Consider the following 23,746-nt stretch of genomic DNA (forward strand, 5'->3'; position numbering starts at 1 on the left):
TCACATCCGGAAGACGCCGTAGCCGGCGGGTTCGAGCGGGGCGTTGGCCGCCGCGGACAGGGCCAGGCCGAGCACGGTGCGGGTGTCGACGGGGTCGATCACGCCGTCGTCCCACAGCCTGGCGGTGGAGTAGTACGGGTTGCCCTGGTGTTCGTACTGGGCCCGGATCGCCTCGGGGTCGGCCCCGCCCGCAGAGGAGCCCACCGTGGTGAGCACGTTCGCCGCCTGCTCACCGCCCATGACCGAGATGCGGGCGTTCGGCCACATCCACAGGAAGCGCGGCGCGTACGCCCGCCCGGCCATCGCGTAGTTGCCCGCTCCGAACGAGCCGCCGATGACCACCGTGAACTTGGGCACCCGGGCGCACGACACGGCCGTGACCATCTTGGCGCCGTGCTTGGCGATGCCGCCCGCCTCGTACGCCTTGCCGACCATGAACCCGCTGATGTTCTGCAGGAACAGCAGCGGGATCCGCCGCTGGTCGCACAGCTCGATGAAGTGCGCGCCCTTGAGCGCGGACTCGGCGAACAGGATGCCGTTGTTGGCCAGGATGCCCACCGGGTGGCCGTGGACATGGGCGAACCCGGTGACCAGCGTGGGCCCGTACTCGGCCTTGAACTCCAGGAACCGCGACCCGTCCACCAGCCGCGCGATCACCTCGCGCACCTCGTACGGCCGGCGCGTGTCGGCGGGGACGATCCCGTAGAGGTCGCGCGGATCGTGGGCGGGCGGCTCCGGCGCGGCCACCGGCCACGGGCGCGGGGCGCGCGGCGCGAGCGTGGAGACGATGTCGCGGACGATCGCCAGCGCGTGCGCGTCGTCCTCGGCGAGGTGGTCGGTGACGCCGCTGACGCGCGCGTGCAGGTCGCCGCCGCCGAGCTCCTCGGCCGTGACCTCCTCGCCGGTGGCCGCCTTCACCAGCGGCGGGCCGCCCAGGAAGATTGTGCCCTGGTTCCGTACGATGACGGCCTCGTCGCTCATGGCGGGCACGTAGGCGCCGCCCGCGGTGCAGGAGCCGAGCACGGCGGCGATCTGCGGGATGCCCCGCGCGGACATCGTGGCCTGGTTGTAGAAGATGCGGCCGAAGTGCTCGCGGTCCGGGAACACCTCGTCCTGTTTCGGCAGGAACGCGCCGCCGGAGTCGACGAGGTAGACGCACGGCAGGTGGTTGTGCAGCGCCACCTCCTGCGCGCGCAGGTGCTTCTTGACGGTCATGGGGTAGTAGGTGCCGCCCTTGACGGTGGCGTCGTTGGCCACGACCACGCACTCGCGGCCGGAGACCCGGCCGACGCCGGTGATGATGCCGGCGGCGGGCGCCTGGTCGTCGTAGAGGCCGTTCGCGGCCAGCGGCGACAGCTCCAGGAACCGCGAGCCCGGGTCGAGCAGGCCGTCGACGCGCTCGCGGGGCAGCAGCTTGCCGCGCTCGACGTGGCGGCTGCGCGACCGTTCTGGCCCGCCGAGCGCGGCGGTGGCGAGGCGGTCGCGGAGCTCGGCGGCGAGCCGCTCGTTGAGCTCGGCGTTGCTCCTGTACGCCTCGCTCCCGGGGTCGGCGGCCGACTTGAGTATCGGCCAGTCGCTCATCTCTGCCCTCTCGTCATGGTCGTGATGTTAGTGGCCATTAACTCAACCGTCTAGCATGATGTGACTGTGACGACTGCCCCGACACCTACCCGCAATCGCGGCAACAGGCGTGCCGAGATCCTCGACGCCGCCGCGAGGCTGTTCGCGGCGCGCGGATTCCACGGCGTGCCGATCGAGGACATCGGCGGCGCGGTGGGCGTCTCGGGGCCGGCGCTCTACCGCCACTTCAGCGGCAAGGAGGCGCTGCTGGCGGAGCTGCTGCTCGACATCAGCTCGCGGCTGCGCGAGTCGGCGGTCGCGGTCGTCACGGCCTCCGCCGGCCCGGCCGAGATCCTGGACGCGCTGCTCGACGCGCACATCACGTTCGCGCTCGAGCAGCCGGCGCTGATCACCGTGCACGACCGCGAGCTGGGCAACGTCCCGGAGCGGGAGCGGCGCCAGATCCGGCGGCTGCAGCGGCTCTACGTCGAGGAGTGGGTGGCGGTGCTGGCCGAGCTCCACCCGTCGTGCCCGGCGTCCCGGCTGCGGGCCGCCACGCACGCGGTCTTCGGCCTGCTGAACTCGACGCCGCACAGCGCGGGCGAGCTCCCGCCCGGGGCGATGCGCCCGCTGCTGCACGCCATGGCCGGGGCTGCGCTCCGGGCAGCTGTTAACGAGCGCTAACACAGGCGAGAGTCGCCAGAAAAAGGCATTGCCGCCTCAACTATCTAGATATATCGTCAGAACATCTCGATAGTTGGGAGATGTAATGATTGATCCACATGGACGACACGGATTCCCGCACCCGCCGATGCCGCCGCCCCCGCCGGGCACCCCCGGCATGGAGGCGGGGCCGCGGGTGCGGCGCGGCGACGTCCGGGCGGCGCTGCTCCTGCTGCTCGGCGAGGAGCCCAAGAACGGCTACCAGATGATCCAGGACATCGAGGCGCGCAGCCGCGGCGTGTGGCGGCCCAGCCCCGGCTCGGTCTACCCCGCGCTCCAGCAGCTGGAGGACGAGTGCCTGGTCACCGGCGGCGAGGCCGGCGGCAGCCGGACCTACCGCCTGACGGAGGAGGGCCGCGACGAGGCGGGACGCCTGAGCGCCGCCCCCGCGCCGTGGGACGAGGTGGCGAGCACCGTGCCGGAGGACCGGCACGAGCTGCGCCTGCTGTGGGGGCAGCTCGGCGAGGCGTTCGTCCACCTGACCAGGACGGCCAACGACCGCCAGGTCGCCGAGGCCAAGAAGCTGCTCAGGCAGACGCGCAAGTCCGTGTTCCAGATTCTGGCGGAGGATTGATGAGCGAGGACGCGGCCGTCGTCGTACGAGGGCTGACCAAGACGTACGGGAAGGTCGAGGCCGTCAAGGGCGTCGACTTCGAGGTGTCACCGGGCGAGGTCTTCGGATTCCTCGGCCCCAACGGCGCCGGCAAGACCACCACGATCAGCATGCTCTGCACGCTCGCGAACCCGACGGGCGGCACCGCCTCCGTCGCCGGCCACGACGTGGTCAGGGAGCGCGACGAGGTGCGCAGGAACATCGGCCTGGTCTTCCAGGACCCCACCCTCGACGGCTACCTGACCGCCGAGCAGAACCTGCGCTTCCACGCCGAGCTGTACGGGGTGCACAAGAGCGTGGTCGACGAGCGGATCAGGCGCGTCATGGAGATGGTGGCGCTCTGGGACCGCAAGGACGCCAAGGTGATGACGTTCTCCGGCGGCATGAAGCGGCGGCTGGAGATCGCCCGCGGCCTGCTCCACTCGCCGCGGGTGCTGTTCCTGGACGAGCCGACGGTCGGGCTCGACCCGCAGACCCGGTCGGCCATCTGGGGCTACATCAACGAGCTGCGGGTCAGCGAGGACATCACGATCTTCATGACCACCCACTACATGGACGAGGCCGAGTACTGCGACCGGATCGCGATCATCGACCACGGCGAGATCGTGGTGATCGACTCTCCCGAGCGGCTCAAGGCCAGCGTCGGCAAGGACCGGGTGCAGATCCACACCCGTGACGACGAGGCCGCGATCAAGGCGCTGCGTGAGCGGTTCGGGCTGGAGGCGGCGGTGCACGAGGGGGCGGTGACGTTCGCCGTGGCCTCGGGCGAGGAGTTCGTGCCGCGGCTGTTCGCCGAGCTCGGCATGCCGATCACGTCGGTGAGCGTGTCACGGCCGTCGCTGGACGACGTGTTCATGAACTACACCGGCTCCACGATCCGCGACGCCGAGTCCGGAGACGACCAGATGGCCTTCATGCGCGCGATGGCGAGGCGGTGAACGATGACGACACAGGCGATCCGCGTGCGGGTGCCGGCCCGCAGCGCCGCGCACGACCTGCGGGCCATCAAGGTGGTCCTGCACCGTGAGATGCTGCGCTTCCTCAACGACCGCACCCGCATGCTCTCGATGCTGCTGCAGCCGGTGCTGTGGCTGTTCGTCATGGGCACCGGCCTGGGGTCGCTGGTCCAGGCGTCGATCCCGGGCGTGGACTTCCGCACCTTCATGTATCCCGGCATGATCTCCATGACGGTGATCATGACGGGCATGTTCTCGGCGGGGTCTATCGTGTGGGACCGCGAGTTCGGGTTCCTGCGCGAGATGCTGGTCGCGCCGGTGTCGCGCACGGCCATCGTGGTGGGCAAGTGTCTCGGCGGCGCGATCGTGGCCACCGGCCAGGGCATCGTCATCCTGGCCATGGCGGGGATGGTGGGGGTGCCGTACTCGCCCACGCTGATGCTCACGCTGCTGGCGGAGATGTTCCTGGCGGCCTTCACGATCACCGCCTTCGGCGTGATGCTGGCGGCGCGGATGAAGAACATGCAGTCGTTCTTCGGGCTGATGCAGATGGCGATCATGCCGATGATGTTCCTGTCGGGCGCCATGTTCCCGCTGGCCAACCTGCCGTCGTGGCTGCACGCCCTGACGGTGGTCAACCCCATGACGTACGCGGTCGACCCGATGCGCCAGGCCGTCTTCTCCCACCTGGACGTGCCGCCGGAGGTGAACGCGACCCTGAACCCGGGGGTGCAGTGGTTCGGCTGGCAGGTGCCCGTGCCGGTGGAGCTCGGGCTGGTGGCGGCGCTGGGGCTGGGGCTGCTGGCGGTGGGCATCGCCCAGTTCAAGCGGGCCGATTAGCCGGGGCGGCCCTCTCGGGTTCGAACACAAGCACCCTTCACGGAGAGTATTCTTTCCGATGCAAGGAGCGACGTCACCCCCTCGAGAGGATCACTCCATGTTGGATCTGCAGGCGAAATTCGATGACCTGGAAATCAGGGTCTCGGCTCTCGAACGGTCTACAGTGAGCGGTGTGCCCAACCTGAGCATCGAACAGCGCTTCTCCGCCCTGCACGACCGTGTCGACGACGTCGGGCGCAACGTTCTCAACAAGATCGACAAGCTGGACAAGCGCATGGACAAGTTCGACCAGCGCATGGACGGGTTCGAGCGACGTATGGACGGGTTCGAGCGGCGTCTCGACGACCTCCAGCAAGACGTCAACCTGCTCAAGCAAGACGTGAGCCAGCTCAAGCAGGACGTCGGCGAGCTCAAGCTGGGCATGGTCGACATCATGTCCATGCTCGCGAGCCTGGGGGCGACCGCGCCGGAGCGACGGGTCAACTGAGGACATGGTGAGGCCCGGGGCGCTGATGCGGCGCCCCGGGCCTCGTCGATGTCAGCGACGCACGCGGACGTAGTCGGAGCGGCTGGTGTCGCCGTTCGTCCTGTCGTCGCCCTCGTAGACGAAACGCCAGCGGCCGGAGGTCCAGGCGCGGACCTCGGTGAACAGTCTGCCGCTGTCGCTGGACCAGGCGGACTTCACGAGCCTGTACTCGTCGGACCGGTTGGACTTGAAGTACAGGTCCACCTTGCCCTTGTAGCCCTTCCAGGTGCCGTCGTCGTCGACCTGGAGCTGGGCCCAGATCTTCAGATCACGGCCGCGCTTGACCGGCTCGGGGTAGGCGTTGAAGCCGAGGACCCGGGTGTCGGCCTTCTCGACCGGCTCGGTGACCCGCACGAAGTCGGGGCCGCTGACCGAGCCGTCGACCCGGCGGTCGCCCGCGTACACCGCGCGCCACCAGCCGCTCTGCTCGGCGGTGGTGGAGGCGTGGAAGCGGCCGTGCCGGCTGGTGCGGTCGCCGGTGACGTCCGTCCACTGGCGGGAGGTCACGGCCCTGAACTGGATGGTCACGCGCTCACCGCGCAGCGCCCGCCGGTCGTCGGCCTGCAGGGTGCCCTTGAAGCGCAGCTTGTCGCCCTTGACGACGGGCTCCGAGTAGGCGTCGAAGCCGACGATCCTGGTGTCGATGGTCCGGGAGCGGACGCGGACGCCGTCGCTGTCGCTGACCGACGCCTTGGCCTCGGCGTTGCCGGCGAACTCGGCCCGCCACTCGCCGCTGCGCCACGGCTTCACGCTCGCGGAGAACCAGCCGTTGCGGCTGGTCTTGTCCGTGGTGACCTTGCGGAAGTCGTCGGAGCCGCGGGAGCGGAAGCTGATCGCGACCTCCTGGCCGCCGTAGCCCTGGTCGCCGGCCCTGAGCTGGCCGGAGAGCCGGACCCGGTCGCCCTTCGTGACCCTGTCGGGGTTGGCGTCGAACCTGACGATCTTGGTCTCGAGCGCCTTCTTGACGTCGAACGTGCCCTTCAGCTGGCCCGTCTCGTCCCCCTTGACGGCGGTGGCGGTGTAGTTCCACGTGCCCACCGTGCCGACGGAGTGCTCGACCTGGAAGGTGTCCGTCCCGACTTTCTTGGCCTCGATGATCGGCTGGGTGCTGACACCCGGCGGAGTGAAGACCATGGTGGCCTTTTCGGCGTCCTTCGCCTGGATCGTGAAGGTCACCTTGGCGGTGCTTTCGAAGAGCACGACCGGGGATGCCGGGTTGAGCGTCACCTTGGTGACGGCCGGCGCTGCTGCAGTGCTGACCTGCGCTGACGCGGGTGGCGTAAGGACCAGCGCACCGGCCCCCACCGCCATCGCGACGGCGATCGTACGGATGCGTTGTAACGACATTCGGGTTCCTTTCCTGGATACCCAGTTGGTTTCAACGCGGCTTTGAGGGCGCCACGTGTCAAACCAGTAGACGTGGTGGCGAATGGCGAAGTTCACCATTCTGACAAGCTGTTATAGATCTATGTCAAAAGGACCGGTCCAACACATGTCGCCCGTGACTGGCAGACGAACACGGTGCTCAGCGGCCATAATCGGCATGTGGCGCGCGACATGGTTGAGACTCATTTCGTCCAGGCAGTGGAGACCCTCCAGACGGGCCCGGCCCGCGGTCCCGGCGATCCGGTACGGGAGGGCGCCACGCTCACCGGAGAGCAGTGCCGGACGCTCTACCAGCGCCAGCTCGACAGCCGGCTGCTCGACATCGCCGCCCGCTGGCTGCGCGAGCAGGACGAGGGCTTCTACACGATCGGCTCGGCCGGCCACGAGGGCAACGCGGCCGTGGCCGCCGCGCTGCGCCCGGACGACCCCGCGCTGCTCCACTACCGCTCCGGCGCGTTCTACCTGACCAGGTCCGAGCAGGCCGGACGGCTGCCCGAACAGGGCATCAGGGACGTCCTGATGGGCCTGACGGCGGCCGCCGAGGAGCCGATCGCGGGCGGCAGGCACAAGGTGTTCGGCCATCCCGAGCTGGCCGTCATCCCCCAGACGTCCACGATCGCCAGCCACCTGCCGAGGGCGGTGGGCGTGGCGTTCGCCATCGAGCGGGCCCGCGCGCTCGACACGGCGGGCCTGTGGCCCGACGACGCGATCGCCGTGTGCAGTTTCGGCGACGCCTCGGTCAACCACGCCACGGCCCTGTCGGGCTTCAACACCGCCGCCTACGCCACCTACCAGGGGCAGCGGGTGCCGATCCTGTTCGTGTGCGAGGACAACGGCATCGGCATCAGCGTCAGGACCCCCAGAGGCTGGGTGGAGGCGTCCGCCAGGCGGCCCGGCATCGAGTACTTCGCGGCCGACGGCTGTGACCTGGCTTCCGCGTACGACACGGCGGTGCGGGCGGTGGAGCACGTGCGCTCCCACCGCACCCCCGCGTTCCTGCACCTGTCGACGGTGCGGCTGATGGGGCACGCCGGCTCCGACGTCGAGTCCGCGTACCGCACCCAGCGCGAGCTCCGCGCCGACCTGGCGCGCGACCCGCTGCTGCGCACCGCGCGGCTGCTCGTCGAGGCGGGCCTGACCACGCCGGAGGAGCTGCTCAGACGGTACGAGCTCGCCCGCGAGCACGTGCTGCGCATCGCGCTGGAGACCACCCGGCTGCCCCGGCTCCGCTCGGCGAAGGAGGTCATGGAGCCGATCGCGCCGCACGACGCCGACCTGGTCGCCAAGATCAGCCCCGTGGCGGCGGAGAGCGCGGTGCGGGAGCGGACGTTCGCCGGGACGCTGCCGGAGTCGGAGAAGCCGCTGACGCTCTCCCAGTCGATCAACCGCACGCTCGCCGACGCGCTCGCGGTCTACCCGGAGATGATGGTCTTCGGCGAGGACGTCGCCAAGAAGGGCGGCGTCTACGGGGTGACCCGCGGGCTGCAGAAGAGGTTCGGCCCCGCCCGGGTGTTCGACACCCATCTGGACGAGCAGGCCATCCTCGGGCTGGCCCTGGGCGCGGGGGTGTCCAGGCTGCTGCCGGTGCCGGAGATCCAGTATCTGGCCTACCTGCACAACGCGATCGACCAGATCAGGGGCGAGGCCGCCACGCTGTCGTTCTTCTCGCAGGGCGCCTACCCGAACCCGATGGTGGTGCGGATCGCGGGCTACGCCTACCAGAAGGGGTTCGGCGGGCACTTCCACAACGACAACGCGATCGCGGCGCTGCGCGACATCCCCGGCCTGATCATCGCCTCGCCGTCCCGGCCCGACGACGCCTCCGCCATGCTCCGCACGTGCCTGGCGGCCGCGCGCACGCAGGGGTCGGTGTGCGTGTTCCTGGAGCCGATCGCGCTCTACCACACCAGAGACCTGTTCGAGGAGGGCGACGGCGGCTGGCTGGCCCCGTACGCCCCGCCGTCGCGCTGGGCGGAGACGCACGTGCCGATCGGCGGCGCCCGCTCCTACGGCGACGGGCGCGACCTGACGATCGTGACGTTCGGCAACGGGGTGCGGATGAGCCTGCGGGCGGCGGTGCGGCTCACCCAGGAGGGCTTCAGCTGCCGGGTGCTGGACCTGCGCTGGCTGGCGCCGCTGCCGGTGGCCGACCTGCTGCGCGCGGCGGAGCTGACGGGCAAGGTGCTGATCGCGGACGAGACGCGCCACTCGGGCGGCGTGTCCGAGGGCGTCATGGCCGAGCTGCTCGACGCCGGCTACCAGGGTCAGGTGGCCCGGGTGACCTCGGCCGACAGCTTCGTCCCGCTGGGCGGGGCGGCCGACCACGTGCTGCTGTCGGAGGAGGAGATCGAGCAGGCCGCCCGCAAGCTGCTCTCCTGACCTGGCCCTGCGCTACAGCCAGCCGCGCCGTTTGAAGATCACGTACAGGATGACGCACACCCCCGCCATGAGGGAGATCGCGAACGGGTAGCCCAGGGCCCAGTGATACTCGGGCATGTGGTCGAAGTTCATCCCGTAGATGCCGCCCACCACGGTCGGCGCGAAGAGGATGGCCGCCCAGGCGGAGATCTTCTTGACCTCCTCGCCCTGCTGGATGCTGACCTCGGTCATCCTGGCCATCTCGGCGTTCTGCGCCTGGGTGACCAGGGTGGAGTTGACCACCAGGATGTCCTGGAGCTGCTGGCGGAAGGAGGCCACCCGCTCGTTGACCGTGATGGCGTGGTCGGCCACGTCGCGCAGGTAGCTCTGCAGCTCCTCGTCGACGCCGTACTTGTCGGCGCCGGCGATGAACCCGTCGATCAGCCGCACCAGCGGCGCGGTGGCCCGCTGGAACTCGATCACCTCGCGCGACAGCTCGTAGACGCGGCGGGACACGGCCGGGTCGCCGCCGAACACCTGGACCTCGATCTCCTCGATGTCCTCCTGCAGCCCTTTCACGACCGGCGCGTAGTCGTCGACCACCGCGTCCAGGATCGCGTACAGCACCGCCTGCGGGCCCTTGCGCAGCAGGTCGGGCTCTGACTCCATACGCCTGCGCACCACCTGAAGGTCGGGCGCCTCGGAGTGGCGGACGGTCAGCACGAAGTCGGGGCCGACGAACACGTTCAGCTCGCCGAAGGCCACCTCCTCCACCTCGTCCCGGTAGGTGGCCGCGCGCAGCACCACGAACAGGGTCTCGCCGTAGCGGTCGGCCTTGGGCCGCTGGGAGCCGACGATGGCGTCCTCGACGGCCAGCTCGTGCAGCTGGAACTCCTCCGCGAGCTTGACCAGCTCCCACTCCTTCGGCCGGTACAGGCCGATCCAGGCGAGCGCGCCAGGTTTGTCCTTCAGGCACTGGAAGGCGTCGGCCAGCGAACCGGGGTTGTCGACGGCGCGGCCGTCCTGGTAGATCGTGTTGTTGATGACCGTCGGACGGTAGGGCTGATCCTCGCTGGGCCGGGGGTCCATCGACTTCTCGGGAGCCGGCTCGCGTGTCAGCCTGCCGCGCCGGCGCCCTCTCGCCCTGGTCATGCCACCTCCTGTGTGTCGCTCCCCGTGTCGCCCCCCGTGTCGCTCCTAGGTCGCGAAGTCGTCGAGCTGTGCCATGGCGCGCTCGCGGATCATCTGCCGCCATCTCGGCGTCCACCCGAACAACAACCCGTGCGGGCGGCCCAGCGCCATCTTGGACCAGCGTTTGAAGTCGAACTCCTCGTGGTGCCTGATGATCAGGTCGTCCTCGAACCGGAACATCGCCTCTATCTCGTTGACCACCTGCCGGCCCGTGCTGGGCATGCGGTAGCGGGCCGTCCAGCGGGCGGTGCCGGAGAAGTCGTCGGCCGTCGCCCCGTGGAACTCGGCCTTCATGCCGACGCCCCGGCTGAGCTGGAGCCGCCACATCGCCATCACCCTGTCGCGGCCCTCCAGCTCCTGGAAGACGGGATCGCCGAAGCTGACCTCGGGGTGGTAACAGCTCTCCATGGCCGCCGCATCAGCACGGCCGAGTGCCTCGTAGAAGGCGCTTATCAGCGCCACGTGCCGATCGTTCACTCTGCTATCGAATCATGGTCAGGCCGTTGTCCCAGCACACGGCCCTGAGCCAGTCGTCGCCGAGGCCGAGCCGGTCGAGGGCGTGCAGCTGGTGTGCGTACGGGTGGGGGATCGTCGGGAAGTCACTGCCGAGGACCACCTTCCCCGCCAGCCCGAGTTCACGCAGGGCGGGACGGAGCCGGGCGGGAAAGGGCATGCCGAGCTCGGCGAAGTCGGTGAAAGCCATCGTGGTGTCCAGCGCCACCCGCTCGTAGCGCTCGGCCAGCGCGAAGAACGGATCGTACTCCGGCATGCCGAGATGGGCGATGATCACGCGCAGCCGGGGATGTGCGCGCAGCACCTCGCCGATCGGCTCGGCGCCGACGTACCCGCCGGGCACGGGCACCGAGCTGGCGTGCACCACCACGGGGACGCCGGCCTCGGCCAGCAGCCCCCAGATGCCGTCCAGCTCGGGCAGGCGCGGGTCGAAGTCGCCCACCTGGAGGTGCACCTTGAAGATCTTGGCCCCCTGGTCGAGGGCCTGCCGGACGTAGGCGGGGGCGGCGGGCTCGGGATAGAAGGTGGCCGAGGGCAGGCAGCCGGGCGTGCGGCCGGCGAAGCCGAGTGTCCAGGCGTTGAGGTCGGCCGCCATGCCGGGCTTGTGCGCGTACGCGAGCGCGGGGAAGGCCGTCACCCCCAGCTCCCGCAGCCGGGTCACGCGATCGGCGACCGGCCACTCGTACTCGATCTTCCAGCCGCTGCCCATGAGGGGGCCGCCGTGGTGGAAATGGTGCCAGACCCGGCGCTCCATCCGCTCGGGCAGGAAATGCACGTGCAGGTCCACCAGGCCGGGCAGTCCGAGCGCCGCCCACCAGGCGCGCACCCCTTCATCAGAATCAAGTTCTGTGGCCACGACCGTGACTTTACCCGGATAGGGTTCCTAATCGATGGACAAGCTCTGGGCTCAGCTGATCGAGGCGCAACCTGACCCCGACCCCTGGGTCGTGGTCGTCTCCGCGCTGGTCGCGCTGGCGATCGTCACCTTCACCGTGCCCTGGCAGCTCACCAGAGGGCTGATCACGATCGCCCACGAGGGCGGCCACGCCGTCATGGCGTTGCTCACCCGGCGCAAGCTGGAGGGCATCCGGCTGCACTCCGACACCTCGGGCGTGACGCTGACCAGGGGCAGGCCCACCGGGCCCGGCATGGTGCTGACCGCGCTGGCGGGCTACCTGGCGCCGTCGCTGCTCGGGCTGGCCGCCGCCTGGCTGACCGACCAGGGTCACATCACGCTGCTGATCTGGGGGATGCTGCTCTTCCTGGTGTGCATGCTCCTGCTGATCCGCAACCTGTACGGCGCGCTCATCCTGCTGGCGTCGGGCGGGGCGGTGTTCGCGCTGTCGATGTACGCGCCCGGCGAGGTGCAGCAGATCGTGGCTTTCCTGGTGGTGTGGTTCCTGCTGTTCGGCGGCGTCCGGCCGATCCTGGAGCTGCAGCGCAAGCGGCGCAGGCGCCAGGCGCGCGACTCCGACGCCGACCAGCTGGCCCGGCTGACCCTCCTGCCCGGCGGGTTCTACGTGTTCTTCTTCCTGCTGGTGGCGGGGGTGTCCGTGGTCGGGGGCGCCTACCTGATGAACCCGCTCGCGTAAGTAAGCCGGTCAGACCACGTCCCGGGTGGACAGCTCGAACGGCCCGGTGTCGATCCCCCAGCTGCGGACGCGGCGCGCACGGATACGGATCCAGGCCGGGTCGAACGGCATGTTCGCGCCGATGCGCTCGCCCAGCTCGGCGCCGCCGGTGGTGTGCGTCTCCGCCAGCCCTCGGATCTCGATGCCGCGCGGCGTCCACGGGTCGACGGAGGCCAGGTCGTCCACGAGGAACGCCACGTCGGGATGCCGCCGCGCGTCGCGGAACTTCTTGCTCTCGGACATGCCGGTGCCGGCGTGCCCCCCGATCACGACGCAGCCGGACTCCGGGTCGTAGAAGACGCCCACGGTGACCAGGTGCGGCCGCCCGCCGGGGCCCACGGTGGCGAGGCGGCCCAGCAGCTGGCCGTTCAGGTAGGCGATCTCGTTGGTCGTCATGCTCATGCCCCGAGTCTCGGCCCTGCGCTCATGGGGAGGGAGACCACGTCAGGACTGGCCCTGTCAGGGCCACCCTCGTGTCCCTCAGGTCATGAAGCAGGACTGCGCCGGCGTGCTCGTCGAACGCGGGCGCGAGCCGTACCACCGGTTCAGGAGACGCCGCACGACGTCGCCGGCGCTCAGCCCGGGGGGAGCTGACCCTCAACGCCGCGCACCCGCCCAGCCTGCTCAGCTGATCGACCTGTCGCCGAGGTCGGCCGTCATGGCCGCCTCCCGGCCGCGCTCGAACCCGGTCTCGTCGTAGAAGGAGGACCCGCCTGGCTTGGTGTCCCAGCGCTCGAACTCCGCGCGCACCGCCGCCTCGCGCCCGGCCAGCACCAGCTCCCCCGCGCCGCCGGAGACCTCGTCGGCGACCTCCCGCACCCGGGCCCGCATCTTGTCGGCCAGTCCCTTGCCGAAGCCGCGGTAGAACCCCCGCTGGTACAGCGTCCGCTTGCGGCGCAGCTGCTGCGCGGGCAGGCCGGGGTGCCTGGCCCGCTCGGCCCGCCAGGCGAGACCGAATCGCAGCTCCATCTGGATCAGCACCGAGGGCAGCAGGATCTTCAGCGACTTCAGCACCTCCACGGGGCCGACGAGCCGCACGTGCGACACCCGGTCGCGCCGGCGTCCGCCCTCGTGGCAGCCCATGCAGCCGAGCGCGCTGATCACCAGCCAGACGGCCTCGGCCCGCTCGACGTGGTGACCGCCGCTGGTGTCGATCGGCAGCCGCCACGTGCCGACGGGGCTCGCGGCGTCGCGGCGCACGGTGTCCGCGTCCAGCCCCATCCGGTAAAGGATCTTGGCCGCCAGCGCGGCCGCGCTCTCGGCCTCCTCGCGGTCGGATCCCTTGCCCTCGGCGATGTCGAGCAGCGCCCGCACCTGGTCGACGCCCCAGCTCTTCCGTTCCCCCACGACCTCACACCCTCTCATCCCGCTCCCCCGGCGCGCGGCGGACCGGTCGCGGCGGAGAATGTCGGCCGGAGGCCGTACCTTAGTGCGCGTGCCCGAGCAGCCCTTGACCCTCGACGCCGCGCTCAGCGATGAGGCGGTGCTGTCGACCTACCGCCGGATGTTCGCGGCGCTGGCCCGCGACAGCGGCGCGGTGGTCGACGACCCCGTGCTGGTCGACATCGCCGAGACGCTGTTCGCCGCGTTCGCCGACGCGGGCGAGGAGTGGCTGACGCACGAGCAGATGCGCCTGGCCTGCGGGGCCTATCCGGCCGACCAGTTCGACAACCGGCTGCGGGTGCTCAAGGGGCTGGGCGCGATCCGCGAGGTGTTCCCCAAGCCCAACCAGCTCCGTTACCGCGCGTCGTTCACCAGCGTGGTCGGCCTGATGTTCATCCGGCGGATGATGGACGACGGCGGCCAGTCGGAGATGCACCGGCTGCTCGCCCTCGAAGATCTCAACGTCGCCGACCCGCGCACCACGATGGAGGAGGCCCGGCAGAGCGCGGCCGGTCTGGCGCGGGCGTTCCGGCTGTGGGCGCTGGAGCTGATCACGCTCACCACCGGCACCATCGAGGAGCTGCGCGAGCAGGCCCCCAAGCTGTGGGGCACCGAGGAGATCGCCCGCCGCGCGCAGAGCGTCCACGGCACGATCCTGACCCGCTGGCCCGAGCTCGACCGGGTCTGCACCGACCTGCGGGCGGCGATCTACGCCTACAGCGACGCCTCCCGCCGCGCGGCCGGGCGGCTGGCCGACTCGGCCGGCACCACCCGCAACCTGACGCTGCTGCCGACGGAGACATGGCGCACGTTCGCCCAGACGGCGACCAAGGAGCGGCTGGCCGCGGTGCTCGACGGGTTCGTGTTCGACGCCCCGGCGCCGTGGCACGATCCGGCGGCGATCGCCCGCGCCGTCGACGAGGCGCCGCGGCCGGCGCCCGCCCAGCCCACGCCGCCGCGCTCCACGCTGCCCGACCCGGGCCCCGACGGCTCGCTCGGCGCCGCGCGGGAGGCGGCCGTCGAGCGGCTGCGCGAGCTGGCCGAGTCCCTGCTGGGCGGGGAGTCGCGGGTGGCGCTGGCCGACGTGCTCGGCCCCGACTGGGCCACGGCCCGGCGGGTGCTCGCCGACCTGACGACCGTCGACCTGCGGCCGGAGCTGCCCTACCGGCTGACCTGGTCGGACGGGCTGACGATCGACCCGTCCCGCGAGCCGTCCTGGCTCTCCCACGGCCACCTGGAGCGTACGCCGTGACCGCCGATCAGGCCGCGCACGCGCGGGCGCGCGCGCAGGGCCCGCTGCGGCTCGGGCCCGGCGCGCCGGCCCCCGCGGGCATGACCAGGCTGAGCGGCCCGGACTCCTCGGGGGTGGCGCTGCCCGTGTGGCCCGACGGGGTGACGCCGTCGCTGCTGGAGGAGCACCAGGTGCCGCCCATGCCGGTGGAGCGGGCCGGCGAGACCCGGCGGGTGCTGGCGGCGGTGCTCAAGTGCTGCTGGGCCGACCAGTCGGCCGACCCGTGGCCGGGCGAGCCGGCGCCGCTGGAGCGGGTGCTCGACACCTACCGCGCGCTGATCGGCCGCACCGACGACCTCATGCGCAACTGGGCCATCGGGGCGCTGCGCCGGCTGCACGACTCGGCGTGGGTGGTGGTGGCCGGCGGCATCGTCTCGCTCGGCCCGCGGTGCGCGCTGTGGCCCGTGGAGTCCCACGCGGTGCTGAAAGACCTGGTGCGCCGCATCCCCGAGCCGGAGCGCCGCGCCGTGCCGGTGGTCCCCGACGCGGGCCTGGTCGCCGCCGCCCTTCCGGAGCCCGCCGCTCCCGACCAAGGCGCGGGGAGCCGGGCGGAGCCGGGCGTGGCCGAGTTCGACGACCTGCTGAGCGGCTACGACGAGCGTCGCAGGGCCGAGCTGGTGTCCGCCTTCATGGTGGTGGAGCACGCCGCCGAGCCCGTGCAGGAGGCGAGGTTCGCCGCGCTGCGCGACCCGGCGCTGCGGCGCACCCTCGCCGAGATGCTCGCCCGCCGCGGGCGCACGCTCGTCCAGCAGCGCGAGCGCTGGATCTCGGGTTACGCCGACGAGCTCGTACGCGACGAGCCGCCGGGAGGAGGGCCGGGCGAGAGCGAGCGGGCGGTGCTGACCCTGGTGCTGGTCCACTCGGTGGCCATCCCCCGCGCCGAGGGCCTCCTGCCCGAAGACTCGTGGCTGTCGCCGCACCCGGCACCGGTCGACGAGTTGCGCCGCCATACCCAGCTCCCGATAGGCGAGCTGGAGTCGGCGCTGCGCGCGCTGCGCCACGCGGGGCTGGTGACCCAGGTCAAGGCGGGCGAGGAGGCCGGGGGTTACGTCCCCGGCCCGCAGTTCCACCGCCTCACGCCGGAGGCGCGCAGGCGGCTGCAGGAGGAGCTGATCCTCGCGGCGGGTCCCGACACGCCGCTGGCGGTGGCCGTACGAGCACGCAGGGCAGCCCGATGACCGGGGCGGCCGACCGAAGGAAACGGGGGTAGTGGTGGCGCAGGTGGAGAACGTCGTGGGAGATCGGGTGCTGGTCGCCGTGCAGGCGGTCAACATCTCCCGGCTGTCCACCCATCCGGTGCCCGTCGTGCCCGGCACGCTGATCGTCGTGGCGGGAGCGGGCCCCAAGGACTCCAACGGCGCCGGCAAGTCGTCGTTCATCGCGTCGATCACCGCGCTGCTCGGCGACGAGCAGTGGCGGTTCGCCTCGGGCGCCAAGACGGTGTCGGAGCTGCTGTTCAACGCGGAGCTGGCCAGCGGGGCGGGCGCGCGCCAGTGGGCGAGCGCCGGCCACGGCTACATCGTGGGCGTGTTCGCGCCCGCCGCCGGCAGCGAGAGCCTCGACGCCTACACGGTCGATCCGGGCGACGACGACGGCGAGCTGTTCGGGGCGGCCGGGCGGCCCGACGCGCCACTGACCGTCTGGCTGCGGGTCAACCAGGAGGCTCCGCATCTGGAGATCCGCTGGCGGGAGGGGGTCCGGCTGGCGGCGGCGCCGTCGGAGGCCGAACGCGTGGCGCGGGCCGACGACATCTGGGCGTCGCTGCCCCGATCGGCGGGCCGGCGCGACGTCGTGGCCCGCGACCTCACCAAGGTCCTCTACGGCGACCGGGTGCGGTGCGTGTCGTTCCTGTCGACGAGCGTGCGCAGCAAGGTGGCCACCAACCTCCTGTCCCAGCCGCTCAACGAGATCTCGCCGGAGCGGGTGTTCGAGGCGATCGCGGCGCTGACCGGGCTCGACGCGGAGCTGGAGCAGGAGCGGGAGGCGCGGCGCGACGAGCACGCCAAGCGGGTGCGGGCGGCGCAGGCGGCGGAGCGGCTGGCCGAGTTCGAGACCGAGTCGCGGGCGCTGCTGTCCACGTTCGACCGGCGCGACCAGGCGAGGGTGGGCCTGGCCGGGGCGTTGCGGTGCTGGCAGGGGCGCCAGGCGCGCAAGCTGGCCGACGCGGCGGCCAAGGACTCCGCGCTGGCCGCCGAGCTGGCCGGGCACCAAGCGGCGGGAGAGACGGCGGCCGAGGCGATCGCCGAGGTCAAGGCGGAGATCGCCACGCTCAAGGACGACACGCTCGACCGGCGCGTCACCGAGGCGCGCAAGGAGCTGGCCGCCCTCCAGGCGCGGGCGGCCAAGCTCGACGCCGACCGTGCGGTCGCGGAGAACTCCGCCGACGAGCTGCGCGGCCGGATCCCGGCGCTGGAGGAGACACGCAGGTTCGCCGACGGGCGCGACGTGCCCGCGGCGGAGGGCGAGCTGCGCGAGTCCCGGCTGCGGCTCAACGAGGCGCTCAAGGCGCTGGGCGTGGCCGACCAGGAGGTGGCCTCGGCCCGCGCGGCGCTGGACGACGCCGAGGGCGGCCCTGCCGCCGCCCAGCTCGACGCACTCGCCGGGGCGGGTGTCCCGGCGTCCGGCCTGCTGGACGCCCTCGACGTCGCCGAACAGGCCCGCGACCACGCCACGAGCGCCCCGCCTTCGACCTCCGGCCGTGCGTCCGCCGGCGGCAGGACCGGCAGCCTGGCGGATGCCGCCGGCGTCACCGGCGGCGTGACGGGAGGCGGGCTGGCGCTGGACGAGCTGCGCAACTGGCCCGGTGAGCACGCCGTGATCGTCGACGCCGGCCGGCTGGCGGAGGCGGCCGAGGCGCTGCGTGAGCTGCCCGGGTCCGTGCTGGTCAGCGCGGCCGGGGTGAGCGTGGTGGGGGCGTTCGAGGGGGTGGCGACCGGCAGGGAGGCCCGCATCAAGGCCGCCGAGCAGCGCCTCAACCGCGCCGTCGACTCTCAGGACACCGCCGCCGAGGCCGTGCGCGACGCCGAGGAGACGGTGACGCTGGCCCAGCGCAGGCTCGACGGGGCCAAGGCGGGCGTGCGGCTGGAGGAGCTGGAGCGGCGGCTGACCGGGCAGCGCGCCAGGCTCGGCGAGCTGGCCGCCGCCCTGGAGGAGCTGACCCCGAGGGTCGCGGAGGCCGAGCGGGAGACCGCCGCGCTCGACTTCCGCGCCCGCACCAGAGACCTGGAGATCGAGCGGCTGGAGAGCCGCCGCCGGCAGCTCGACGGCGAGCGGGCGCGCGCCCGCGAGCAGGAGACGCGGGTCACGGCCGAACGGGAGGCGCTGAAGCTCGGCGCGCTGGCCGCCGAATGGGGCGGCACCGCCGAGTCGGCCGCCGAGTGGCTGGGCGAACTGCCCGAGGAGGAGCGCCCGCGCACCGCCGACGAGTGGTGGCGGGTCGCCGAGCGCCGGCTCGACCAGGCCCTGCGCGACACTTTCCCCGAGGAGGACGCGGAGGTGCCGGAGGAGCTGCGGTTCCTGCTGGCCGAGCGGGGTGGCAGCGCGGCGCGGGAGCAGGCGACGTTCGCGGGCGTGTGCGGCGCGCTCGCCTCCTACCTGCGCGGCCAGGAGGAGTACGAGAAGCACCAGCGCAGGCAGATCGAGGCGCAGCTGGTGTCGCGGCAGCGCGACCTCGCGGCGGCCGACAAGGGGGCGGAGGAGGCGGCGCAGTCGACGGCCGTGCACCGGGCGGCGCTCTCGGCCGCCATCAAGGCCAGGCTGGAGCGGGTGGCCGAGGAGTTCGAGAAGCTCGACGTCTCGTACGGCGGCTACGGGGCGACGCTGGAGTTCCCGGTGCCGCCCGCGCCCGCGGACCCGGAGCAGCGCTGGCAGTGGCGGGTGACGCCGAAGTGGCGGCGCGGCGAGGGCCAGGGCTTCGTGCCCTACAACCGGCGGGCCAACACCGCCCTGATGGACGAGAAGGCGGTCAAGCTGGTGTGCGCGGCGGCCATCGCCTCGTCCGGAGGCGGCCACCTGTGCCTGGTGCTCGACGAGCTGGGCCGCAACCTGGGCAAGGAGCACCGGCGGGAGGCGGTGGCGCTGTTCCGGCGGATCGGCGAGACCTACGGCATCACGGTGATCGGGGCGCTGCAGGACGACATGGAGCCGTACGCCATCGACGCCTGCGGCCAGTACGTCAAGCTGCGCCGTTCCTCCGACGCGATGCCCTACAACGAGCCCCCGGTGATCGTCGGCCACGACCAGCACGCTGACCGGGTCAAGGCCCTGGCGGCCTACGTCGACAGGTCCGGCGAACAGCCCGGCTGAGCGCCGGATTCAGGGTCTGGGGATCGGCGGGCCGGTGTAGGAGGCGCGCAGCCGCAGGAGGGAACCTCGGGCGTATTCCTCCATGGCGTGGGCGAGCCAGCCGGCGGTCCTGGCGACGGCGAAGATGGCCTCGCCCGCGCCGGGGGTCATGCCGGCGACGGCGGCGAGGGTGGCGAGGCCGAAGTCGATGTTGGGCTCGGGGAGCCGTCGCCGGCGCGCCTCGGCCAGGACGGCTCGGGCGGCGGCGAGCCGGTCATGGCCGGGGGCGGCCTCCGTCACCAGGTCGAGGAGCGTGGTGGCGCGGGCGTCGCCGTTCTTGTAGACGGTGTGGCCGAAGCCGGGGATGCGCTCGCCGCGGCGGATCCGGTCGGCGATCACGCGGGGCGCGTCGGAGGGGCGGGCGACCTCGGCGAGGAGGCGTTCTGCGGCGTAGGAGGCGCCACCGTGCAGGGGGCCGCCCAGCACGCCCAGACCGGTGATGACGACGGCGTACGGGTCGGCCTTGGCGGAGGCGGCGACCCGCGCGGCCAGCGTGGAGGCGGCCAGCTCATGGTCGGCGAGCAGCACCAGCGCGGCTTCCAGTGCCCGGAGCAGGGACGAGCTCGGAGGGTGCGGCGTCAGGCGGGGCCACAGCCGCTCGGCGATCGAGCGAGGCACGGGACTGCTGCTCTCCGCGGCAGTGCCTGCTTCCGGCTCTCGCTGCCCGGCCCCCCGCCCGCGTTCCGGCACGGCCTGCCCGGCGTCGTCACCGAGCCACTCGACCTCGGGTCTGAGCCGCCCGCCCTCGTCACGGCGTCCCGGTCCGAACCCGCCGGACTCATCGCCCGACCCGGGTCTGAGCCGTCCCGGCGCGTCTCCCGACCTCGGTGCGGGCCGTCCCGGCTCATCTGCCCATCCCGGTGCGGGCCGGCTGAACTCATCGTCGGGCTCTGGCCTGGATGGGTCATGGGCGTCTGGTGGGCCCAGTACCGGGAGGGCGTCGACGAGGCCGGTGATGAGGCGGCGGGCGGTGGCGGCGACCGAGGCCGGGTCGAGCTGGAAGCGGAGCAGGTCGGTGGCGCCGAGGACGGTGGTGATGACCTGGAGGCGGTCGAGCGGGAGGAGTGACTCGGGGAGGTCGCGTTGCGCGGCGACGGCGGCCTGGACGGCAGCCGCGTCGGCCTGCCAGGGGTGCGCCGTCCCGGGCTCCTGGTCGGGGTGGTCGTCCCTTCCGACCCCGGAACGATCCTTCGTGACCGTGCCGGGGCTGTCGGCCGAGGGGCCGGGGGGGCTTTCTGGGCCGGCCGAGGAGGCGTGCTCGGTCCAGAGCCATTCGGCCGTCGCCTCGAAGCCGGCGGTGCGGGCTAGGGTGAGGGCGTCGTGGCCACGGTAGTAGGGCCGGTCGGCCCCCAGAGCGGTGACGGCGGACTCGATGACCAGCTCGGGCTGCTGGCCGCGGGGCCTGCCCCGCCGGGCCAGGGTCTCGATCTCGGCGGCGTCGAAGAGGCTGCGGCGGCCCTCGTGGCGCCGCTTGAGCACCCCGCGGCTCACGTACGCGTACAGGGTGGCCGGTTTGACGCCCAGCCGGTCGGCGGCCGTGGCCGCGTCGATCCACTCCACACCCAGCTCCACATGTTGATGAAAATCAATATTGATACACATTGAAGGAACATGTCAACGTTGCTGCATGCCCAAAGTTCACTTCCTTGACGTGACGAACCGGGACGGCGTGCAGACCGCGCGCACCGGCCTGTCGAAGTTCGGCAAGACCATGGTCAACTTCTATCTGGCCAGGCTCGGCGTGGCGCAGTCCGAGATCGGGTTCCCCTTCCTGTTCCACGAGGTCCCGTACGTGCGGGCGCAGGTGGCGCTGGCCGAGGCGGGGGCGTTCGGCGAGCTGCGGCTGTCCGGGTGGTGCCGGGGCGTGGCCGCGGACGTGGAGAAGGCGGCGCCGCTCGGTCTCAGGCACTACAACCTGTCGATCTCCACCAGCGACTACATGATCCAGAACAAGTTCCGCGGCCGGCTCGACCGGGGCGCGATCATCCGGGAGATGACCGCCGCGGTGCGCGCCGCCAAGACGGCGGGCGCGCGGACCGTGGGGGTGAACGCCGAGGACGGGTCGCGGACCGACGACGGGTTCCTGGTGGAGTTCGCGCTGGCGGCGAAGGAGGCGGGCGCGGACCGGATCCGCTACTGCGACACGATCGGCGGCGACACGCCCGACCGGATCAGGGAGCGGTTCGCCAAGCTGGCCTCGGCGGTGGCGCTGCCGGTGGAGACGCACTGCCACAACGACCTCGGCATGGCGGTGGCCAACTCGGTGTCGGGCGCGCTCGGCGACCTCGACGCGGGCCAGGACGCGTGGATCAACACCTGCGTCAACGGCATCGGCGAGCGCTCCGGCAACGCCGACCTGCTGTCGACGATCCTGGCGTTCCGGCACGGCTTCGGGCTTGCCGCGGAGATCGGCGACGCGCTGGACCTGACGTGGGCCAGGAGGTTCGGGCTGTGGGCGGCCCACGCCTTCGGCCAGCCTCTCCCGTACAACCAGGTGGGGGTGGGGCGGAACGCGTTCGCGCACGAGAGCGGCATCCACGCCGACGGGGCGCTGAAGGACCACGGCAACTACGAGCTGTACGACGAGGCGACGCTGGGCCCGTTCCCGGAGGACTGGCACGCGCGCGACGGCCGGGTGGTGCTGACGGGCGAGTACGGCGGGAAGGCCGGGTTCCGGCACGTGATGGACGGGCTCGGGGCGGAGGTGGCGGACGAGGACCTGAGCTTCAAGCTGGTGCAGCTCTGCAACGCGATGACGGGCAGGCCGCTCACGGACGACGAGCTGCGCCTGATCGCGGCCTACCCGCGCGAGCTGTCCCTGCTCTTCCCCGGCCAGTTGTGACGGTCACGACACGGGGATGTCCTTCACCTCGCCCAGGTCGGCCGCCTCCAGGGTGATGGACGTGACGTCGTCGGCGGGCGCCGGATAGTACGCGTACGAGCGGTTGACCTCACCCTTCTCCAGGGCGAGCAAGGAGTTCTCGACGAACTCGGTGTGCATCTTGAGCGGGTGGTAGCGCGCCTGGGTCTCCGGATCCACCAGGATGAACGCGCCGTAGTCGGACGCGGCCGAGAAGTTGTGGGCGAACCCCTTGAACGGGTCGGGTATCGGGATGTAGTGGTCCTTCACCGACACCACGTCGAACACCGCCACCAGATAGGCCCCGTCACGGTAGAAGGGGTGGAAGTCCACCCGCAACCGGCCCTCGGAGCGCGGCCACTCCAGCGAACCGACGACCGGCCCCGCCTCGGCCCGGTAAGGGGCGGGCTCGCGGGTGGAGCCCCTGACGTCCGTCGCCGTCCCCGTGGTGACCGCGACGTCGGGCCGATCCCGCTTGATCGTGTACGAGATCTCGACCCGCCGGTTGCGGGCCCGGCCCTCGGGGTCGTCGCCGCCGTCCCGCTTCTCGTTCCTGGCGATCGGCTCGTTCTCGCCCTTGCCTTCGGCCTTGTACGTGTAGTCACCGCCGAGCTCGGCCACCAGGTAGTCGCGGACGGCCTCGGCACGCTCGACCGACAGCCGCTGGTTGTAGGTGCCGCCGCCCTTGCTGTCCGTGTGCCCTTCGATGAGGATGGGCGGCTTGTCCGGGTCGGCGCGCTCGCGGGTCTCCGCGACGGCCTCGTCCAGGATGGCCGCGGCCTTGTCCGACAGCGTCGCCTTGTCGAAGGCGAAGAGCACGTCGGTACGGAGCGCCACGGTCTCCTGGCCGCCTTCCTGGAACGTGGTCTTCTCCGGGGTCTCGACCAGCTCGTTCAGCCCGGACACCCCGGACCAGTGGTCGCCCTCGGGGAGCACCACCGGCCACTGGTGTTCCCCGCCCTCGCCGCGCTTCCTGGCCACGGGCGGCGGGGCTCCGTCGGTGACGGGGATGCCGGTGGTGGGGGCCATCGCCAGATCGGGTACGAGCGAGACGCTCTTCACGCCGCCGGGCAGCGGCGGGAAGTACACCTCGACCGGATAGCGCACGCCCGGCTGGAAATCCTCGGGATACCCGTCGCCGTGGCGGGTGCCGAACGCCCGCTCCCCGGACTTCTCCCGCAGCGTGAGGTACATCTTCCCGCCCACGGGGTCGAGCAGCCGGAACCTGCCGAAGGTGACGCTCTGTCCGGGGAGCCCGTCGTACCCGAACCCGCCTGGCGTCTTGGTGTCCTCCGTGGTCGAGATCTCCATCCTCAGCACGGTCAGCTCCTCGTGCCGTTCGACCGCACGGACCTCGACCCGGAACGGGTTGGACGCGTGGAACCCGACCAGGCCCTCGCGCACGTAACCGGCTCCGGAAACGGAGGCCGAAGGCGCGGCGGAGGGCGACACCGCAGTGGGCGACGCGGCGGCGGGAGAGGGCGACGGCGGGCCGGCCCGCTCGGGGGCACCGCCGCATCCCGCGACCGCGGTGACCAGGAGCACGGCTGTCAACCCGGCGCCACGCATAC

Annotated in this window: 20 protein-coding genes; 11 read left to right on the forward strand and 9 right to left on the reverse strand. The window is 71.8% G+C overall.

Going from position 1 to position 23,746, the window contains the following annotated elements; genetic code table 11:
• The gene (locus AB0K05_RS26645) at positions 1 to 1,581 is read right to left on the reverse strand and encodes a carboxyl transferase domain-containing protein (protein ID WP_148030557.1); all 1,581 of its coding nucleotides are present in this window, start codon (positions 1,579 to 1,581) and stop codon (positions 1 to 3) included.
• Positions 1,582 to 1,647: 66 nt separating this feature from the next.
• Between AB0K05_RS26645 and AB0K05_RS26650 the strand changes: the two genes are divergently transcribed.
• The 5 genes from AB0K05_RS26650 to AB0K05_RS26670 all read left to right on the forward strand — a co-directional run bounded on the left by AB0K05_RS26650 (position 1,648) and on the right by AB0K05_RS26670 (position 5,179).
• On the forward strand, positions 1,648 to 2,244 hold the full coding sequence (locus AB0K05_RS26650; RefSeq protein WP_364232542.1) for a TetR/AcrR family transcriptional regulator: 597 nt from the start codon (positions 1,648 to 1,650) through the stop codon (positions 2,242 to 2,244).
• Between the two features lie 85 nt (positions 2,245 to 2,329).
• Positions 2,330 to 2,857: a helix-turn-helix transcriptional regulator gene (locus AB0K05_RS26655; protein ID WP_148030555.1), complete on the forward strand. Its 528-nt coding sequence runs from the start codon at positions 2,330 to 2,332 to the stop codon at positions 2,855 to 2,857.
• Complete coding sequence (locus AB0K05_RS26660) at positions 2,857 to 3,834, forward strand: ATP-binding cassette domain-containing protein (protein ID WP_364232545.1); 978 nt, start codon at positions 2,857 to 2,859, stop codon at positions 3,832 to 3,834. Before AB0K05_RS26655 ends, AB0K05_RS26660 begins: the two co-directional genes overlap by 1 nt.
• 3 nt (positions 3,835 to 3,837) lie before the next feature.
• A complete protein-coding gene (locus tag AB0K05_RS26665) occupies positions 3,838 to 4,692 on the forward strand; it encodes an ABC transporter permease (RefSeq protein WP_148030553.1) in 855 nt (284 codons plus the stop codon).
• A gap of 97 nt (positions 4,693 to 4,789) precedes the next feature.
• Complete coding sequence (locus tag AB0K05_RS26670) at positions 4,790 to 5,179, forward strand: hypothetical protein (RefSeq protein WP_364232549.1); 390 nt, start codon at positions 4,790 to 4,792, stop codon at positions 5,177 to 5,179.
• Positions 5,180 to 5,230: 51 nt separating this feature from the next.
• Here AB0K05_RS26670 and AB0K05_RS26675 read toward each other — a convergent pair whose 3' ends face one another.
• Entirely contained in the window at positions 5,231 to 6,565 is a 1,335-nt protein-coding gene (locus AB0K05_RS26675; protein WP_271279048.1) for a hypothetical protein, read from the reverse strand.
• Between the two features lie 210 nt (positions 6,566 to 6,775).
• Between AB0K05_RS26675 and AB0K05_RS26680 the strand changes: the two genes are divergently transcribed.
• Complete coding sequence (locus tag AB0K05_RS26680) at positions 6,776 to 8,983, forward strand: alpha-ketoacid dehydrogenase subunit alpha/beta (RefSeq protein WP_271279047.1); 2,208 nt, start codon at positions 6,776 to 6,778, stop codon at positions 8,981 to 8,983.
• A 12-nt stretch (positions 8,984 to 8,995) separates the two neighbouring features.
• On the opposite strand, the gene AB0K05_RS26685 is transcribed toward AB0K05_RS26680, so the two are convergent.
• From AB0K05_RS26685 to AB0K05_RS26695, 3 genes are read right to left on the reverse strand one after another with little or no spacing between them, the layout of a single operon-like run.
• Positions 8,996 to 10,114, reverse strand: coding sequence for a magnesium and cobalt transport protein CorA (locus AB0K05_RS26685; RefSeq protein ID WP_364232551.1), 1,119 nt, complete (start codon positions 10,112 to 10,114; stop codon positions 8,996 to 8,998).
• 45 nt (positions 10,115 to 10,159) lie between these two features.
• A complete protein-coding gene (locus AB0K05_RS26690) occupies positions 10,160 to 10,615 on the reverse strand; it encodes a nuclear transport factor 2 family protein (RefSeq protein WP_261808437.1) in 456 nt (151 codons plus the stop codon).
• Positions 10,616 to 10,634: 19 nt separating this feature from the next.
• On the reverse strand, positions 10,635 to 11,522 hold the full coding sequence (locus AB0K05_RS26695; protein WP_364232554.1) for an amidohydrolase family protein: 888 nt from the start codon (positions 11,520 to 11,522) through the stop codon (positions 10,635 to 10,637).
• A gap of 34 nt (positions 11,523 to 11,556) precedes the next feature.
• On the opposite strand from AB0K05_RS26695, the gene AB0K05_RS26700 reads away from it, so the two are divergent.
• Positions 11,557 to 12,258, forward strand: a complete 702-nt coding sequence (locus tag AB0K05_RS26700) for a M50 family metallopeptidase (RefSeq protein ID WP_364232557.1) — start codon at positions 11,557 to 11,559, stop codon at positions 12,256 to 12,258.
• A 9-nt stretch (positions 12,259 to 12,267) separates the two neighbouring features.
• Here the strand turns inward: AB0K05_RS26700 and AB0K05_RS26705 are convergent, their stop codons facing one another.
• Together AB0K05_RS26705 and AB0K05_RS26710 are read right to left on the reverse strand one after the other, a co-directional pair.
• Entirely contained in the window at positions 12,268 to 12,699 is a 432-nt protein-coding gene (locus AB0K05_RS26705) for a PPOX class F420-dependent oxidoreductase (RefSeq protein ID WP_364232559.1), read from the reverse strand.
• 222 nt (positions 12,700 to 12,921) lie between these two features.
• Positions 12,922 to 13,644: a hypothetical protein gene (locus AB0K05_RS26710; protein WP_364232561.1), complete on the reverse strand. Its 723-nt coding sequence runs from the start codon at positions 13,642 to 13,644 to the stop codon at positions 12,922 to 12,924.
• An 88-nt stretch (positions 13,645 to 13,732) separates the two neighbouring features.
• On the opposite strand from AB0K05_RS26710, the gene AB0K05_RS26715 reads away from it, so the two are divergent.
• Genes AB0K05_RS26715 through AB0K05_RS26725 form a run of 3 tightly spaced genes read left to right on the forward strand, consistent with a single transcriptional unit; the run spans position 13,733 to position 19,276 of the window.
• On the forward strand, positions 13,733 to 14,932 hold the full coding sequence (locus tag AB0K05_RS26715; protein WP_364232564.1) for a hypothetical protein: 1,200 nt from the start codon (positions 13,733 to 13,735) through the stop codon (positions 14,930 to 14,932).
• Positions 14,929 to 16,149: a helix-turn-helix domain-containing protein gene (locus AB0K05_RS26720; protein WP_364232566.1), complete on the forward strand. Its 1,221-nt coding sequence runs from the start codon at positions 14,929 to 14,931 to the stop codon at positions 16,147 to 16,149. Before AB0K05_RS26715 ends, AB0K05_RS26720 begins: the two co-directional genes overlap by 4 nt.
• A 43-nt stretch (positions 16,150 to 16,192) precedes the next feature.
• Positions 16,193 to 19,276, forward strand: a complete 3,084-nt coding sequence (locus tag AB0K05_RS26725; protein ID WP_364232569.1) for a chromosome partitioning protein ParA — start codon at positions 16,193 to 16,195, stop codon at positions 19,274 to 19,276.
• A gap of 9 nt (positions 19,277 to 19,285) precedes the next feature.
• On the opposite strand, the gene AB0K05_RS26730 is transcribed toward AB0K05_RS26725, so the two are convergent.
• Entirely contained in the window at positions 19,286 to 20,887 is a 1,602-nt protein-coding gene (locus AB0K05_RS26730; protein ID WP_364232571.1) for a citrate synthase, read from the reverse strand.
• 55 nt (positions 20,888 to 20,942) lie between these two features.
• Between AB0K05_RS26730 and AB0K05_RS26735 the strand changes: the two genes are divergently transcribed.
• Positions 20,943 to 22,157, forward strand: coding sequence for a hypothetical protein (locus tag AB0K05_RS26735; RefSeq protein ID WP_364232574.1), 1,215 nt, complete (start codon positions 20,943 to 20,945; stop codon positions 22,155 to 22,157).
• 3 nt (positions 22,158 to 22,160) lie between these two features.
• On the opposite strand, the gene AB0K05_RS26740 is transcribed toward AB0K05_RS26735, so the two are convergent.
• The gene (locus AB0K05_RS26740) at positions 22,161 to 23,720 is read right to left on the reverse strand and encodes an OmpA family protein (protein WP_364232650.1); all 1,560 of its coding nucleotides are present in this window, start codon (positions 23,718 to 23,720) and stop codon (positions 22,161 to 22,163) included.
• Between the last annotated feature and the right edge of the window lie 26 nt (positions 23,721 to 23,746).

The sequence above is a fragment of the Nonomuraea sp. NPDC049486 genome, assembly GCF_040676925.1.
GTDB lineage: Bacteria > Actinomycetota > Actinomycetes > Streptosporangiales > Streptosporangiaceae > Nonomuraea > Nonomuraea ferruginea.

Excerpts from the sequence above, each read along its gene's own strand:
- AB0K05_RS26735 (WP_364232574.1), top strand. The coding sequence starts at position 20,943 with ATGCCCAAAGTTCACTTCCTTGACGTGACGAACCGGGACGGCGTGCAG.
- AB0K05_RS26675 (WP_271279048.1), bottom strand. The coding sequence starts at position 6,565 with ATGTCGTTACAACGCATCCGTACGATCGCCGTCGCGATGGCGGTGGGG.
- AB0K05_RS26680 (WP_271279047.1), top strand. The coding sequence starts at position 6,776 with ATGGTTGAGACTCATTTCGTCCAGGCAGTGGAGACCCTCCAGACGGGC.
- AB0K05_RS26705 (WP_364232559.1), bottom strand. The coding sequence starts at position 12,699 with ATGAGCATGACGACCAACGAGATCGCCTACCTGAACGGCCAGCTGCTG.
- AB0K05_RS26665 (WP_148030553.1), top strand. The coding sequence starts at position 3,838 with ATGACGACACAGGCGATCCGCGTGCGGGTGCCGGCCCGCAGCGCCGCG.
- AB0K05_RS26700 (WP_364232557.1), top strand. The coding sequence starts at position 11,557 with ATGGACAAGCTCTGGGCTCAGCTGATCGAGGCGCAACCTGACCCCGAC.
- AB0K05_RS26645 (WP_148030557.1), bottom strand. The coding sequence starts at position 1,581 with ATGAGCGACTGGCCGATACTCAAGTCGGCCGCCGACCCCGGGAGCGAG.
- AB0K05_RS26655 (WP_148030555.1), top strand. The coding sequence starts at position 2,330 with ATGATTGATCCACATGGACGACACGGATTCCCGCACCCGCCGATGCCG.
- AB0K05_RS26685 (WP_364232551.1), bottom strand. The coding sequence starts at position 10,114 with ATGACCAGGGCGAGAGGGCGCCGGCGCGGCAGGCTGACACGCGAGCCG.
- AB0K05_RS26670 (WP_364232549.1), top strand. The coding sequence starts at position 4,790 with ATGTTGGATCTGCAGGCGAAATTCGATGACCTGGAAATCAGGGTCTCG.
- AB0K05_RS26660 (WP_364232545.1), top strand. The coding sequence starts at position 2,857 with ATGAGCGAGGACGCGGCCGTCGTCGTACGAGGGCTGACCAAGACGTAC.